16 protein-coding genes are annotated in these 16004 nt (G+C 41.1%); 5 read left to right on the top strand and 11 right to left on the bottom strand.

Features of this window, described 5'->3' with window-relative positions; genetic code table 11:
- Positions 1-4: 4 nt before the first annotated feature.
- Genes moaC through RT138_RS10180 form a run of 3 tightly spaced genes read left to right on the top strand, consistent with a single transcriptional unit; the run spans position 5 to position 2111 of the window.
- Positions 5-481 carry a cyclic pyranopterin monophosphate synthase MoaC gene (gene moaC / locus RT138_RS10190; RefSeq protein WP_313190596.1) on the top strand — a complete coding sequence of 159 codons (477 nt, stop codon included), beginning with the start codon at positions 5-7 and terminating at the stop codon, positions 479-481.
- Positions 408-1076 (top strand): NTP transferase domain-containing protein, encoded by a 669-nt coding sequence (locus tag RT138_RS10185; protein ID WP_313190595.1) that lies wholly within the window; start codon positions 408-410, stop codon positions 1074-1076. Before moaC ends, RT138_RS10185 begins: the two co-directional genes overlap by 74 nt.
- Positions 1077-2111, top strand: coding sequence for a HesA/MoeB/ThiF family protein (locus tag RT138_RS10180; RefSeq protein WP_313190594.1), 1035 nt, complete (start codon positions 1077-1079; stop codon positions 2109-2111). It abuts the gene before it with no gap.
- Here the strand turns inward: RT138_RS10180 and RT138_RS10175 are convergent, their stop codons facing one another.
- The 9 genes from RT138_RS10175 to RT138_RS10135 all read right to left on the bottom strand — a co-directional run bounded on the left by RT138_RS10175 (position 2112) and on the right by RT138_RS10135 (position 10121).
- Positions 2112-3029, bottom strand: a complete 918-nt coding sequence (locus RT138_RS10175; RefSeq protein ID WP_313190593.1) for a bestrophin family ion channel — start codon at positions 3027-3029, stop codon at positions 2112-2114.
- Between the two features lie 145 nt (positions 3030-3174).
- Positions 3175-5568 carry an FdhF/YdeP family oxidoreductase gene (locus tag RT138_RS10170; RefSeq protein WP_313190592.1) on the bottom strand — a complete coding sequence of 798 codons (2394 nt, stop codon included), beginning with the start codon at positions 5566-5568 and terminating at the stop codon, positions 3175-3177.
- Between the two features lie 22 nt (positions 5569-5590).
- Positions 5591-5941 (bottom strand): DUF7009 family protein, encoded by a 351-nt coding sequence (locus RT138_RS10165; RefSeq protein WP_313190591.1) that lies wholly within the window; start codon positions 5939-5941, stop codon positions 5591-5593.
- The gene (gene fdhD, locus RT138_RS10160) at positions 5938-6813 is read right to left on the bottom strand and encodes a formate dehydrogenase accessory sulfurtransferase FdhD (RefSeq protein ID WP_313190590.1); all 876 of its coding nucleotides are present in this window, start codon (positions 6811-6813) and stop codon (positions 5938-5940) included. Before fdhD ends, RT138_RS10165 begins: the two co-directional genes overlap by 4 nt.
- A gap of 45 nt (positions 6814-6858) precedes the next feature.
- Positions 6859-7275 carry a molybdenum cofactor biosynthesis protein MoaE gene (locus tag RT138_RS10155; RefSeq protein ID WP_313190589.1) on the bottom strand — a complete coding sequence of 139 codons (417 nt, stop codon included), beginning with the start codon at positions 7273-7275 and terminating at the stop codon, positions 6859-6861.
- Between the two features lies 1 nt (position 7276).
- Complete coding sequence (locus RT138_RS10150) at positions 7277-7519, bottom strand: MoaD/ThiS family protein (protein WP_313190588.1); 243 nt, start codon at positions 7517-7519, stop codon at positions 7277-7279.
- Between the two features lie 10 nt (positions 7520-7529).
- On the bottom strand, positions 7530-8279 hold the full coding sequence (locus tag RT138_RS10145; RefSeq protein ID WP_313190587.1) for a sulfite exporter TauE/SafE family protein: 750 nt from the start codon (positions 8277-8279) through the stop codon (positions 7530-7532).
- Between the two features lie 279 nt (positions 8280-8558).
- Positions 8559-9089, bottom strand: coding sequence for an N-acetyltransferase (locus RT138_RS10140; RefSeq protein ID WP_313190586.1), 531 nt, complete (start codon positions 9087-9089; stop codon positions 8559-8561).
- Positions 9090-9143: 54 nt separating this feature from the next.
- Positions 9144-10121, bottom strand: coding sequence for an alpha/beta hydrolase (locus RT138_RS10135; protein WP_313190585.1), 978 nt, complete (start codon positions 10119-10121; stop codon positions 9144-9146).
- A 208-nt stretch (positions 10122-10329) separates the two neighbouring features.
- On the opposite strand from RT138_RS10135, the gene RT138_RS10130 reads away from it, so the two are divergent.
- Positions 10330-12858 carry a DUF1549 domain-containing protein gene (locus RT138_RS10130; RefSeq protein ID WP_313190584.1) on the top strand — a complete coding sequence of 843 codons (2529 nt, stop codon included), beginning with the start codon at positions 10330-10332 and terminating at the stop codon, positions 12856-12858.
- A gap of 14 nt (positions 12859-12872) precedes the next feature.
- Positions 12873-14294, top strand: a complete 1422-nt coding sequence (locus RT138_RS10125) for a DUF1501 domain-containing protein (RefSeq protein WP_313190583.1) — start codon at positions 12873-12875, stop codon at positions 14292-14294.
- Between the two features lie 48 nt (positions 14295-14342).
- Here the strand turns inward: RT138_RS10125 and RT138_RS10120 are convergent, their stop codons facing one another.
- The gene (locus tag RT138_RS10120) at positions 14343-15158 is read right to left on the bottom strand and encodes a glycoside hydrolase family 16 protein (protein ID WP_313190582.1); all 816 of its coding nucleotides are present in this window, start codon (positions 15156-15158) and stop codon (positions 14343-14345) included.
- 78 nt (positions 15159-15236) lie between these two features.
- On the bottom strand, positions 15237-15968 hold the full coding sequence (locus RT138_RS10115; RefSeq protein ID WP_313190581.1) for a hypothetical protein: 732 nt from the start codon (positions 15966-15968) through the stop codon (positions 15237-15239).
- Positions 15969-16004 lie beyond the last annotated feature (36 nt).

The following is a 16004-nucleotide window of genomic DNA, read 5'->3' as shown; positions in this document are numbered from 1 at the left end:
TAAAATGACCAATTTTTCGCATATCAATAAAAACCAACAACCCAGTATCGTCAATGTCATGGATAAAAAGATCTCTCAAAGACGAGCAACGGCCAAAGCAAGCATTGAACTTCCTCCATTAGTTATGCAAAAGCTGACCGAAGAGAACTTCAATACCGCTAAAGGTTCCATTATCCACACCGCCATTATCGCGGGAATTATGGCTGCGAAAAAGACTGGGGAACTGATACCATTATGTCATCCCATTGGCCTGGAAAATTGTGAAGTTGAAATAAAATTCAACCGTAACTGTCTTGACATATATGCCATAGCAGAGGTAGAAGCGAAGACCGGAGTTGAAATGGAAGCAATGACAGCGGTTTCTATTGCTGCACTGACCATTTATGATATGTGCAAAGCCCTCAGCCATGATATCATCATTCAAGAAATTAAACTGGTTGAAAAAACAGGAGGAAAAAATGACTTCAAAAGATCAGAATAAGGTTGCTGAAATCTATGGTCTGGTCCTCGCGGGAGGGAAAAGCCGTAGAATGGGAAAACCAAAAGATCTAATCCATTGGCATGGCAAGGAACAAAGATACCATGCTGCTGATCTGCTAGCAGGATTCTGTGACCAGGTCTTTATTTCCTGCCGTCAAGATCAAACCCAAGACTTTGACCCGAACTACCAGGCATTGACAGATACTTTCCTCAATATGGGTCCTTTTGGCGGTATCCTTTCAGCATTTCATGCCCATCGCGACAAAGCTTGGCTGGTTGTAGCTTGTGATCTTCCTCTGTTGGACAAAGACTCCCTGGCCAAACTACTGGAATCACGCGACTCTAATAAATTAGCAACAACCTATAAAAGCCCATTTGACGGTCTTCCAGAACCTTTTATAAGTATCTGGGAGCCAAAAAGCTATCCCTTACTGTTGAGCTTTCTAGCAAATGGCATTACCTGCCCTAGGAAAGTCCTGATCCATTCGGATTGCTTGATCTTAGACCCAATTAATCCTAATGCTCTAATGAATGTGAACAGTCCAGAGGATGCAGAAATAGCAGGTAAAACGCTTCAAGAACAAAAAAGACGATAGATGAATCCTAATTTCGAAAGATATCAATGTCAAATAGCTTTACCAGGATTTGGTAACACAGGGCAGCAATTGCTCCAAAATGCCAAAGTTCTTATTGTCGGAATGGGCGGTTTGGGTTGCCCTGCAGCCCAATATCTCGCTGCCTCCGGTATTGGAACCATAGGATTGGTTGATGATGATATCATTTCGCTATCCAATCTACACCGGCAGGTCCTATATGGACCACAAGATATCGGTAATTGGAAAGTAGAAGTTGCAAAAGATCGACTTAAATCTCAGAACCCTGAGATCAATATTATCTCCTACCCAATCCGCTTGACCTCCAATAATATCATGGACCTGATCAAAGAATACGACTTGATCTTGGAAGGAACCGATAACCTCGAAAGCAAATGCCTAATCAACGACGCTTGTGTACTAGCTGGCAAACCATTGGTTTATGCTGCAATTTACCAGTATGAAGGCCAGGTAAGCATTTGGAATGCAAAACTTCAGGATGGAACATATTCCACCAATTACAGGGATGTTTACCATGATATTGAAAATACAGCGGTGCCAAATTGTAGTGAAGGCGGTGTCATCCCCAGCTTAGCTGGAATTGTTGGTTGTATGCAAGCCAATGAAGCCATAAAATACCTCACTGGTATGCCGGATATTCTGGCTGGAAAATTATGGATCATGGATACATCAACAGGCAGATCAAGGATCATTAAACTAAAAAAATTAAATATTCAGATCAAGGCTTTACCGGAAAGCAATCCAACCATTGCTTTAGAAGAATATAACCTCCATCCTGAAAAATTCGTCCTGTTCGATGTAAGAGAACCAGATGAGCACGAAGAATTTAATATTGGCGGTAAAAACCTTCCATTGAACGACTTGCATCAACACCTAGAGGAATTCGCAGCTATCGATGCTCAGGTGATTCTATATTGTATGTCCGGAAAAAGAAGTAAAATAGCTGCCCGTATAATCAAGAAAGCTTTTCCAGATTTAAAAGTCTACTCCCTAAAAAACGGTCTATTAGGCTTGTAATTAGTCAATAATTTCTTGATACGGTTTTGGCTTCCTTGTATTCGGTAGCCCAACAAGCTCCTCAATGGTCTCTTCGATCATTTCACTCATGCTGTTGAGTGCCAAATCATTCGCTTCCGCTCCAAATGGCTCTTCAATTTCATCGGCTATGGCCTCAAATGCAACAAAAGTATAGGCAATAAATACCACGATTAAGGGCATAAACCATCCCAATGAGTCCACTAGGCCAAATGGTAACATGGCGCAATAAATATAAACCGTCCGGTGAAGTAAGACGCTGTAACTATAGGGCAAAGGTGTAGAGATAATGCGTTCACAGCCACCTAGTATATCAGAAAGCTTATCGAGGTTCTCATCCATTCTTGCCTGTTGAATGGAATCCATCCTCCCCTCCAACTTTGCTTGTTGCAACTGCTCAGCCATGATCCTCATAATGGTTACAGGCTTATACTTGGAAGCCATAACGAGTTCATAACTTTCAGGATCCAACCTTTTCTCCATATCCTCCGTTGGATCGGTTCCTCGAAGCTGATGTTTCAAAGCAAAGACAAATGCACTGATCAAACGGATAAATCCAACAACAAAAGTCTTGTTTTTCTCGCCATTATTTAAGGTCATGACCTGCCTAGCCAAAGACCGGGAGGTATTCAACAAAGCTCCCCATAATTTTCTACCTTCCCAAAAACGATCATAGCTAGCATTGTTTCGGAATCCCAGAAATAGGGCCAAAACAAAACCAAACAAAGTCAATGGAGCTGGATTTAAGGGAACTTTAAAATCCAATACGGTGCCATGGAAATAGGCAACCAAAACAGAAAACAGCAAAAGCAATAATAATCTCGGTACCAATGCAGGTAATACCGAACCATGCCAAACAAAAAGCATCTTGAACCAATGCTCTTTCTTTTTAATAATCATATTATTTTAAATCTTAGCGGAATTAAATCAGCGTCCGAAAGACTAGGAATCATTCCTGCATTTGGATTTTGCTGGAATCTCTCTTGCCAAAGGTAGGCTTAACCTGAGGTACTATATAATAAATTCCCTTTTAAAATATTCCCAACTAGGGCCTTTGAATAGCACCTTGATACAACATTTGATCAACCTTTTTGAAAACCGCTGGATCATGCCTTTTTACTTTGATTTTCACATATTTCGATGCTGGCATGTTACTTTCTTTAACCACGTTATTTACCGAAACAAGCACATTGGTCTCTGGAAAATAGGTTACTGTATTCTTTTCAGGAACCTGATAGGAAACAATAATAAATAATGGTGCTACACGCTCTATTCCATCATCAAAATTATATAGATCCACTTTATCTCCAGCTTTGAAACCAGCTTTATCAATATCTTTCTGGTTCATAAAAATAACCCGGCGCTCATTTTTGATGCCGCGATAACGATCATCTAATCCATAAATTGTCGTATTGAACTGATCATGGGTCCTTGTCGTTGCCATCATATACTCATCATCAGCCAAGGTATTATCTGGAACCTCAGTTAAGGTAAATGGTGCCCTACCCTCTAATTTCTTAGAGAAATATTGTTTGTCGCGCGCCTCATTAGGTAAGTAAAAGCCTCCTTTTTCCCGAACGCGAACATTGTAATTATCAAAACCCGGAATGCATTGTTCTATATCATCCCTGACCGCATCGTAACTGTCATGATATCTTTGCCAATTTACCACGGAACGATTAGCAAGGGTCTCCATTGCCATTCTACATACGATCTGCAGTTCATTAACAAGGTTATCCGAAACCGCATCCAACATACCTTTAGACTGCTGAACAACTCCCATAGAGTTTTCAGTAGAAATAATCTGAAGCTCTCCGTTCACGATATCCTTATCACTTCTACCATAGGTCGGTAATATAATGGCTTCTTTTCCATGCACCAAATGCCCTCTATTGAGCTTAGTGGACACACAGACCAAAAGATTAAGCTTGCGCAGGGCATTGGCCGTATAAGTCGTATCAGGTGTGGCCGAAAGGAAATTCCCTCCCATGCAGAACATAAATTTTATTTTTCCTTCATGCATAGCCTTTATCGCCCGCACTACGTCATAGCCATGTTTTCTAGGAACCTGGAATCCATAGAAATTCTCAATTCTATCCAACTGTTCATTTGATGGTTTTTCATCAATTAACATCGTCCTATTTCCTTGTACATTACTATGTCCGCGTACCGGACAAACCCCAGCTCCTGGAATACCGATGCTTCCTTTCAACAACAGGATATTTAGGATCTCACGAATCATATCTACCCCATTAGGCTGTTGGGTCAGCCCCATTCCCCAGCTGATAATAATGCGTTTCTTGAAAGCAATCATTGCTGCAGCTTCATAGATCAGATCCTTATCGACAGCAGCTTCTTTAGCTAGCTCATCCAGATCAAGATCATTGAACTGTTGCAGAAACTCATCAAATCCAACCGTCTTATTTTCAATAAATTGCTCATCAAACACCGAACCTGGATTCTTCTTTTCAAAATCTATCAAGAGCATTTCGATGGCCTTCAGGAGAGCCATATCACCATTGATCTTAACAGGTAAATAAAGATCAGCTAGCTTAACTCCGCCTTCCAAAACGCCCAGTACGCTTTGCGGATCAACAAACCCCATCAGGCCGGCTTCAGGTAATGGATTGATGGCAATGATCTTTGCTCCATTCTTTTTCCCTTTGGCAAGGGCACTCATCATTCGCGGTGCATTCGTCCCAGGGTTTTGACCGATGATGACAATAACATCTGTATCATAAAAATCCTCTAGGGTGACTGTCCCCTTACCAATACCGATAGTGGGTCTTAAGGCCGAACCTGAAGTTTCATGGCACATATTGGAACAGTCAGGCATATTATTGGTTCCAAACTCCTTGGCAAATAATTGATAGACAAAGGATGCCTCGTTACTAGTTCTTCCAGAAGTATAAAAAGCCGCTTGATCGGGTGATTCCAGTGCATTTAAATGGGAAGCAATCTTTTTAAAAGCATCATCCCAGCTGATGGGTTGATAATGAGTTGCCCCTTCTGGCAAATACATCGGATCGGTTAACCTGCCCATCTTCCCTATTTGGTAATCATCCAATTTGGCTAGATCAGCAACTGAATTTTCCTTAAAAAACTGGGGGGTAACACGCTTACTCGTGGCTTCTTCTGCCACCGCTTTTGCTCCATTCTCACAGTACTCACCAAGCACTGAACGTTCATCATCGGGATCAGGCCAGGCACAGCTCGGACAGTCAAAACCTTCCATCTGATTTACCTTGAACAAAGCTCGACCAGCACGGACTACGGCTTTCTCCTCAAATAAATCACTGAATACTGCCAAAACCGCCGGAATACCAGCCGCTTTTTTCTCAACAGGAGTCAATTTTAAATCCAATAATCTAAAGGGATTTTCCGCACTTGGTTCTGATTTAATTTCCTGCTCAATCAATTTTTTATCTCGTTCGTCCATAGCCATGCGATTTTCAAATGGGTTAACACTTCATGTTTGGGTTTGGATAATTATCGCTTTGGTCTTCCAAAGTATTGTCCAAACACACAAAATCCTTTTCTAATAACAATTTTACCTTTCCCGTAAGGCCCTCAAACCCTACGACATCCGTCGAATACAGTTGTTCAAGCAGATTAGCAGGGGTTTTCAAGGTGATTTTATTTTCTACAAACTCTACGGATAATTCCGGCACATCCGCTCTTTCCACAGCATATACAAATGCTTGTTCCAAGAATTCCGTCCTGCTCGATATATTCCCATCTTGGTATAGTGCATTTACTTCCGACTGTGTCAGCCGGATCCGTACAGAATTATCTTTTACCCTAATTTTCATGTTAAATTATTAATAGTCAAATTTGCCCCCTGATGATAGACATTAAATCTATTTTTACCTAGAAAACCCAACAAACTGATATCAAACTCTTTAGCAAGCTTGATTGCAAGACTGGATGGTGCACCAATAGCTGCAATAATGGAAATACCTGCCATGGCAGCTTTTTGAACCAATTCAAAACTGGCACGACCACTCAAGACCAAAATCCTATTCCTTAATGGCAATTGATTTTCCAAAAGGAAATAACCGACCAGTTTATCCAAAGCATTATGCCTACCTACATCTTCTCTAAGCCCTAATAGATTAGCTTCTAAGTCGAAAATACCAGAAGCATGTATGCCCCCCGTTGAACTGAAATTATCCTGAAAGCCCCTAAGCTTTTCAGATAGTTGGTAAAAAACCTCCAGATCAATTTTCAGCACTTCCTTTTCCATTGCTTGAAAAGAACTAACCGTCCGGATTGACTCAATGGATCCCTTACCACATACCCCACAACTTGAGGTCGTATAAAAGTTTCTATCCAAATTCATTAATTCCGGAATAAACCCTGATACAAGTTCAACAACAATACTGTTCTCATTGTTTCTGGAACAATCGGATTTAGCATGTTCAATGTGTTTGATTTGGCCAAGCTCAGAAATAATCCCTTCGGTAAACAGGAATCCTGCAGCAAGTTCCATATCATTTCCTGGAGTCCGCATGGTAACAGATAGATTCTTGATTTTCTTCTCAGAATCATTCCCATACCGAACCTTGATTTCTAATGGCTCCTCCACTGAAACTTCATCCATCATGGGATGACTGCTGTTTTCCTTGACTTTTATGATATCAAGTTGCTCTATGGAATTGTTTTTCAAGGCCTCTTCCTTCATCAGCGTACAATCTTATCTATTAAATATACTAAATATATCCCCTACCTAAGGATGCGCAGACACCCATTCTTCCCCATTTTCAAAGATTTCCTTTTTCCAAATGGGCACCGTTTTTTTTAAGGTATCTATGATGAATCGACACGCATCAAAAACTGAATCCCGATGCCCATCATTGACCACTATGATCACTGCTACATCTCCAGGATATAAAATCCCCACCCGATGTTGGATAACCACATTCCTTACTGCAAATCTGGAAATGGCTTCCTCGGCTATCTTTCGCATTTCTTTTAGCGCCATGGGTTCATAACATTCAAATTCTAGTCGAATGACTGGTTTCCCCTTGGTATTGTTTCTCACGGAACCAATAAATGAAGCTGCCCCGCCACTCTCCAGATCCTTGGAAATTGCCAAACAATGAACAATATCAAGTGCTTCTGCTGATATCTTAATTTCTACCATCTTAGCCTCCGCTCACAGGTGGAATCAATGCGATTTCATTTCCACTGTTAATGATCTGCGTATCATCTGCATACTCCTCATTAATAGCCAGCATATAAGATTTAAGTTTTGTCAATGGAGGATACTTTTCCTCTAACAAAACCCTTAACTCTCTGACATCTAGCACATCGCTCACTTCCAAATAAATCTCCGATGAACCAAAAATTTCTTTTGCTATCCCAAAACCCAACACTGTAATCTTCATTTTATTTCTGCTACCAATATTTTATCAAAACATTTATTCCAGCAATTAATACAAGAACTGCTGTCATTCTTTTTACAATCAAAGGATTCCATTTGATAGACATCCTCGATCCAATCTGTCCTCCTAGCAATACCGAAAGACATAAAATTCCGATCCTTGAAAAGTTCATCTCGACTGATAATTTTGAGAACTGACCAGCAATTCCAGATATGGAATTTACCAAAATAAACACACTAGAGGTTGCGGCAATCTTCTTGGCGGTATCCCATTTAATTAAATTGAGCAAGGGCGATAAAAATATTCCTCCGCCAATTCCAACCAATCCCGACAAAAACCCTATACCGCCGCCTAAAAAACTGTTTTGGACTACACCTATCTTACCCTGGTCTGTCTGTTCTGCTTCAGGTCCACTACCTGTCTGGAGCCATAATAAAATAGCTGCTATCACTAATGTTATTCCCAAAATCATAAAAAATGTTTCTTGGCTTAATTTCATGATAGCTCCTAAATAGGCCATCGGTACACTGATCAATGTTAATGGCAATATTTTCCGCCAATCAACTTGATTATTTCTGATATAAATGATCACGCCACCTACAACCACGATTACATTGCATATCAGCGCAGTAAGCCTGATTTCTTGATACGGCAAACTGTACATGGCCAAAACTGCCAAATAACTTGAGCCTCCACCAAAGCCAACTGACGAATACACAAAAGCAATCATCAGAAAGATCAGTACGAGTTCCCAATGCTCCATCTTAAACTTGTTTATTAAAAGTTTTAATTGTTGAATGATAAAACCTAATGGTTTTTAAGTCCATTCAATTTAATAAACATTTATGGGATTCTATCCATAATTTAGGCTGAGCTTTAATATATCCAAAACTGATAATATGAATTTTTTAAAATTGATGGCAATATCTGAATTTCGTTCTGACCTCATTCGAGACACATTCGGAAAATTCGAACTGGATAAAATTATTCTCGAATATGTCTCGAATGAATCTCGAACAAGGTTAAAATAATAACTCCTTTTTTAACCAAATTCTGCTGGATAAACCACGGTCCCATTTATATGCTTTAATGCCCCCTCGAATAACTCAATTACAAAGCAATTCTCATCAGGTACGTCAAAAGGCAATCTTATTCCAAATTCTTTGGCCAGCAGATATCCAAACCGAGGGTAATAATCTGCATGCCCTAAAATAACGATGGAACCATATCCTAGTTCTTTGGCTTTTTCATGGGCAGCATGCATCAATGCTCCAGCAATACCCTGTTTCTGATAAGCGGGCAATACTGCAATAGGTGCCAAAGCCAAAGAAATAAAACTTTGGTTTTGGCTGTTTATGATGTTGATTTCTGTTAACAGGACATAACCTACAATCTTCCCTTCCTTTTCCGCAACGATGGAGAGTTCTTCCCTAAACGAAGCAGATTGCCTTAATCGATCTACCAAATACTGTTCTTGATGATCGCTCATGGCTTCTTCATGGAATGCGTTCTCTATTAAATCAAAAACGAATGGATAATCATTTTCCTCTTCTTTTCTTATTTTCAGGTCCATATAATTAACCAGTTAATGATGCATTCAAGATATTGAATTTTACCGAAAACACCCCTAACCAAATAAAGCTTTCTTAAGACCTAAGGCAGCCTGTTCTGTTGAGAATTTAACGGCCTCAATATGATCCAAGGGATTTAACAAGCCATAATCATGGATAAAACCATTGTAGGTCTGAATGGTGGTAGGCACACCCGCTTCATCCAGCTTTCTGGCATAGGCCAAGCCTTCATCATACAGGATGTCATTTTCAGCCAATTGAACCAATGCTGGAGGTAATCCTTTTAATTCATCGATGCTGGCATTGAAAGGTGTAGCGTAATATTCCTTCCTTTTGTTTTCATCTGGCAGGTAATTATCCCACATCCATTTCATCATATTGGAAGTAAGGAATCTTCCTTCTGCATATTTTTTCCAGGAGTCGCGGTTAAAGTCTGCATCGGTCACTGGCCATAAGAGCAATTGGAACTTGATCTTTGGTCCTCCTTTGTCCTTTGCCATCAAACAGGTAACTGCGGTCATATTCCCACCGACACTATTTCCTGCGACAGCTAGATTCGAACCATCAACCCCTATTTCATCGCCATTCTCGGAAACCCATTTTGTGGCTGCATATATTTCATTGATGGCGACAGGATATTTCGCTTCAGGTGAAGGCGTGTAGTCCACAAATACGGCTGCAGCACCGGAATTGACAACCAAATCACGAACCAGTCGTCTATGAGTTGGATAATCCCCCAATATCCAGCCACCGCCATGAATAAAAATAAAAACTGGCAGCTTTTGATCTTTGCTCTGCTCAGGTTTTACGATATGTATGTTGACAGTGATACCATCTTGGGTAATCTCTCTTTCAGACTCCGATATACCTGAATAATCAACTTTCACTGACTTTTGGGCGTCTATCAAAACTTGACGGGCATCCTCTGGAGAAAGGGTCTCCAATGGTTCGTCTCCGCTATTGTTGAGACCATCTAAAAATTCACGGATTTGAACTATGATTTGTGGATCTTTCTCTGCTTTTTTTTCTGACATAGTAATAGTGTTATGATTTATTAAAATGAGGTTACGATAGAAACATCGTAACAATTAGATTATAGGATTAACAAATAAAGCAGCAAACTGTTGGAGAAAGCTGTTAATTACTGATTTCCATAGATTTCATGCCATGATGGTGCAGGATGGTCCTTGCTAATTATTTATTAACTTTAGTTAAACACTGGTCATCAATAAAGGACCAATCATGTATAAACCGAATTGTCAGAAGATTTTTAATTTCAATAAATCCGCATTTCTTTTTGTGGGCTTTATGCTCTTGTTTTTTGTTTTATCGGCCCAAGAAGTTGCCGTAGAAACTATCGAAAAAAACAATCTTGAAGCGGATCCTTGGTGGGGATGGGTATTTTTAGGGAGACTACACCCTATGTTGGTCCACTTTCCGGTAGCCTTGATATTGGTGGCTGGCTTTATGGAACTGGCCAAACTACGCAGCTTTCAATCAAACCTCCGGACAGGAACCAATTGGCTGATATATATTGGTGCCATTTCTGCGGTTGTGGCAGCAGGATTAGGTTTGTTTCTAGCCAATACAGGTAGTTATTCTGGGGAAACCTTCGAATGGCACCAATGGACAGGCATCAGTACCGCCGTATTTGGAACCATTACGGCCATTGTTCTCCTGCAGATCATAAAGCATCGCAAAAATGGCCTGATTCCTATTTATCGCACCTCACTCCTCTTAACGGTCTTAAGCATTTTTATGGCGGGACATTTTGGAGGATCATTGACCCATGGCCAAGATTATCTATTGAGCACGACTCCATGGGCTCCACAAGATGAGAACCTGGGTGAAATTGCCGGCGGAGTATCATCTGCAGATTTTGATTTCGCCTCCTTTTCCACGGAATCCGATAGTTTAACCACAGAACAGCAGGTCAATCTTAACCTAGCTGTACGAACGATATTTGCCCACCATTGTTTTCAATGTCATGGCAGTGATAAAACCGAAGGTGAGCTTCGCCTTGACGAAAAAGAAATGGTCTTTAAAGGCGGGGAATCGGGAAAAGTCATACAACCTGGGGATTCTGAACATAGCGAATTGCTACGCAGGGTATCTCTGCCTCCAGGCCATAAAGAAGCTATGCCAGGCAAAGGAAAACCCTTGGGTGAAAAGGACATCGCCATTATCAAATTATGGATTGACAAAGGTGCCCCTTGGCCAGATAACATCAAAGGTATCTTTCCGAATGCACCTTTAGCCCCTCGAAAACCAGCCTTGCCTCCTGTAGTGGCCGGAATGGAAAATCCTATCGATCGCCTGGTGAATGCCTACTTTGAGAAAAATGGAATACAATGGCAGAAACCTGTGGACGATCGAACCTATATCCGTCGGGTTTATTTCGATCTGATTGGCTTGCCACCTACGGATCAAGAAATCAAGAATTTTATCGCCGATGGGCAAACCGATAAAAGAGAAAAACTGGTCACTAGCCTTCTTTCCAAGGATCGTGAATATGCAACGCATTGGACTACCTTCTGGAATGATCTATTGCGAAATGACTATTCAGGCACAGGCTATATCACTGGAGGAAGATTCAATATATCAGATTGGTTATTCAAATCCTTGCAGTCCAATAAGCCCTATAAGCAATTTGCCATGGAATTACTGGATCCTACGGAGGAATCCAAGGGCTTTATTAAGGGTATTGCTTGGAGAGGGGCAGTAAACAGCAGTCAGACCACCGCTATGCAGGCTGCCCAGAATGTTTCACAAGCCTTATTGGGTGTAAACCTGAAATGTGCTTCTTGCCATGATAGTTTTGTCAGTGATTGGAAGTTAGACGATGCCTATGCCTTTGCGAATATCTTTTCGGAAGAACAGTTAGAAATCAATCGCTGTGATATTCCCACCGGAAAAATGGCCGATACAAGGATGCTCTGGCCGGAATTGGGAACGATCAACAAAACAGGCAGTGTAGCAGAAAGGTCCAAGGAATTGAGCCAATACTTGACCCAACCCGAAAATGGCAGGTTATACCGGACCTTGGTAAATCGGATCTGGGCGCAATTAATGGGAAGAGGGATCGTTTCGCCAACGGATGAAATGGATAAGAAGCCTTGGAGTGCCGATTTATTGGATTGGATGGCGGTAAATTTTGTTGAGGAAGGCTATGATATCAAAAAGCTGCTCTACCTCATCACAACTTCAAAAACCTATCAATTACCTTCCATTGGACTGGAAGACCAAAGTGCCATCAATGCTCCAAATTTTGTCTTTAAAGGGATATTAAAAAAGAAACTCACCGCTGAACAATTTTCAGATGCCCTGAGCACATTGGTATCACCTGTATATACCGTGGAAGCATTGAAATATAATCCGCTTGCAGACCCCAAAGCCTACATGGATGCCTCCACTTTTGTAAGAGCGGCCTTGGTCCAAAACGATCCATTCTTAACGGCTTTAGGACGACCAAGCAGGGAAAACGTAATCAGCGTGCGAGAAGGTCATGTAACTTTATTACAAGCCATGGAATTAACAAATGGCACAAAATTAAACGAGACCTTGATCCATGGCGCAAAGAAATGGGTGACACAGTATAAAGATCCGAATGAACTGATCCAAGCTATTTACGGGCAAACTTTAGGTAGGAAGCCAAGTACCGATGAACTCAGGATTGCAAATTCCCTATTTGAGGAAAAGCTGGAAGAAGGATCTGTTCAGGAGCTACTTTGGGCGATCGTCTTACTTCCGGAATTTCAATTTATTGAATAATAAATCTATAGATCATGAAACTGAATTATAACAGAAGGGATTTTTTACGAACAGCCGGTGTTGGGACCTTGGCCGCTTTGGCTGCTGGCTCTCCCCTTTCTGCATTATTATCCTCCTGTTCAGGCAATATGAAGGGAACTGCTGATTCGGTGATTCTTTTATGGATGGCTGGTGGAATGGCACATACCGAAACTTTTGACCCGAAGCGCTATACGCCCTATGAAAAAGGCCTTGACTCCAATAAGGTATTGAGCACCTTTAAATCTATTCCCACTGCGTTGGATGGAATAGAATTTTCTGAAGGTTTGGAGTCTATTGCTGCCATGATGGATAAAGGTACCCTGATACGTTCATACATGGCTGCAGATTTGGGACATATCCTGCATTCTAGGCATCAATATCATTGGCATACCTGCTATGAACCACCCCAAACGGTGGCTGCACCACATATAGGTTCTTGGATAGCCCAGGAATTGGGGCCGAAAAACCCCGTTATACCCGCCTTTATCAATATAGGGCAGCGTATGACCGTAGGTGAAGCCGAGGAGCTAAAAGCCTTTCATACAGCCGGTATTTTGGGCAGTGAATTTGGTCCTTTTATGATTCCGGATCCTTCATCTGGTCTAGATTCTGTAAAACCACCCGCGGGCATGTCATTCAGTAGGTTCGAACGTCGCAACCAACTTTACAATGAACTCTTAGGGAAAAACGCTATCGGAGACCTTGGCAGTGATTACCAAAAGGAATCCTTTAAGCGGTCGATGGAGCAGGCCTACAGGCTACTTAAATCTCCGGAGGCAAAGGCCTTCGATCTATCTGAGGAGCCTAAAGAAACGTATGATATCTATAACACAGGTAAATTTGGATTAGGCTGCCTGATGGCTCGCAGATTGGTGGAACAAGGTGCCCGTTTTATTTCGGTGACCAGTGAATATGAACCTTTTATGGGCTGGGACACTCATGAAAATGGTCATACCAGAGCCAAGGACATGAAGAAACTGATCGACGCTCCAATTGCCCAATTATTGAAAGATCTGGAACGTTCGGGACATTTAGACCGTACCTTGGTGATAATTGCCAGTGAATTCAGTCGCGACATGGTGATGGAAGGAAGACCAGGTGCAGAGGTTTTGCATCAAGTTGACCAGCCGGATATCATCAACGACATTAAGAATTATGGAATGCACAGGCATTTTACGGATGGGAGTTCCATCCTCATGTTCGGCGGTGGTGTCAAAAAAGGTTTTGTTTATGGTAAAACAGCTGATGAAAGGCCTTGCAAAACGATCGAAAAACCTATTCGCATTGAAAGGATCCATCAATCCATCTACCATGCTCTTGGTATTGATCCCCAAAAAAATGTGGTGGTCGAAGGAAGACCTTTCTATACTACACCTGACGGTGTACACAAAGCTGAATTAGAACTCTTTATATAATAAAAAGCCATGATGTAAACTTATTATGGCCTCTTCTATTGGGCTCAATTAACGTTGGTACACCCTGACATAATCGATGACAAAATGATGAGGGAATAACTTATCGTCTATTCCTTTCTGCCCACCAAGCCCCCCGCCAATAGCTAGATTGAGAAGCAAGTGGAACTTTTGGTCAAATGGCCATTCAGCAGCTGTTTTTCCTTCATTCTTAAAAGTGAAATAGAGTTTCTTATCTGCAAAGATCTTGATTTCATTGGCATCCCATTCCAACACATAGGTATGGAACTTTTTGTGGGCATCGGGCAGGAAGGTGGATTTTCCTTTGTGGGTTCCAATGACATGGTTATAGCTTTCTGTATGGACAGTTCCCAAGACTGAATCAGGATGTGAGCCTACATATTCCATAATATCGATCTCACCACTCTTTGGCCAGCCTCCATAGGTATCTACTGAAGGCATCATCCAGATTGCAGGCCAGGTACCACGTCCAGTAGGAACCTTAGCCCTAATTACAAAACGGCCATACTTCCAATCCCCTTTATGTATGGAGCGTAATCTCGCTGAGCTATATTTCTTATTGCCAATATCCTCACGCTTCGCTGTAATGGTCAAGAATCCATTCTTGACATACGCATTTGACGAGTCCTTGTCGGTATAATGCTGCGCTTCATTGTTGCCCCAGTTATATGCATTCCCCTTGGTATCAAAACTCCATTTCGTGGAGTCCGGCAGTCCTTCATAATCGAACTCATCTTGCCAGACTAATTTCCATTTCTTGCTCTTCTTTTCCATTTGCTGAGAAAAAGCATTACTGCTTAAAATGGAAAAAAGGAGTAACAGGGTAATATTCAGAAAGTTTTTCATAACGCTTTGTGTTGATATAAGTTCAAATAGAAGCTCCCCATACGCCATGCATCGGGGAGCTTCACTTTTCTATTACTTTTAGTTTTCACCAACAGAAATCTTACTCTGTTTTTTCTCAGATACATTTTTGTTGATTAAAAACAACTCATCTCCTCTTAATTCATAGGTATGATCTTCAGTCCAGTTCCATGATGTTGCATCTCTCAGATTTATTCCATTAGCTTTGAAAGAAACCAATATTTGATTGCCCTTTACCTCTAGATTAATTTCATCAAACGTATCTTGAATAGTTGCTCCATCAGGTGTTGTAGGGCAGTTCTTTAATTCTTCCAGAATCTTAGGTTCTGCCCGAAACCATTGCCTCAGAAAGTCCATTTGCTTGGATGAACATTGATATCCAAGGTCTAGAGCCCAAAGAACCTTACATTTTAGATTGCTCCTATCTTCCTTGGCTTCACCATCCCAAGCACATTCATTGCCGACAAAGGTTGCTACCAATCCTAAAACAGCTCGTTCAGGATCTGAAATCGTCCTGATATAATCCTCATTGAGGACAATACTGCTGACATCCGCCTTCACTTCTTCATTGTATTTCTTTTCTCTCCATAGAAATTTTACTTTCTTATCTGACAATTGAAGTTTTCCAGAATTTTTATCTGCAGTTCCTCCAATTGTATCTTTTGATACCGCATCTGTACTGTCTGATAGGGTTTCATTAGTCTTCCCTTGCTGATTATTTTGAGTACAAGATTGTATAGTAAATGCCAACAAAAGGACCAGAACAATGCTTATTGAGAATATTTTCTTCATGTTATTAATCATTAGTGATTCCTAAAAGTCAGAAAA

The sequence above is a fragment of the Sphingobacterium sp. genome, assembly GCF_032065005.1.
Classification (GTDB): Bacteria; Bacteroidota; Bacteroidia; order Sphingobacteriales; family Sphingobacteriaceae; genus Sphingobacterium.
The sequence above is the reverse complement of the archived record's forward strand: the minus strand, read 5'-3'. Positions and strand labels throughout refer to the sequence as shown.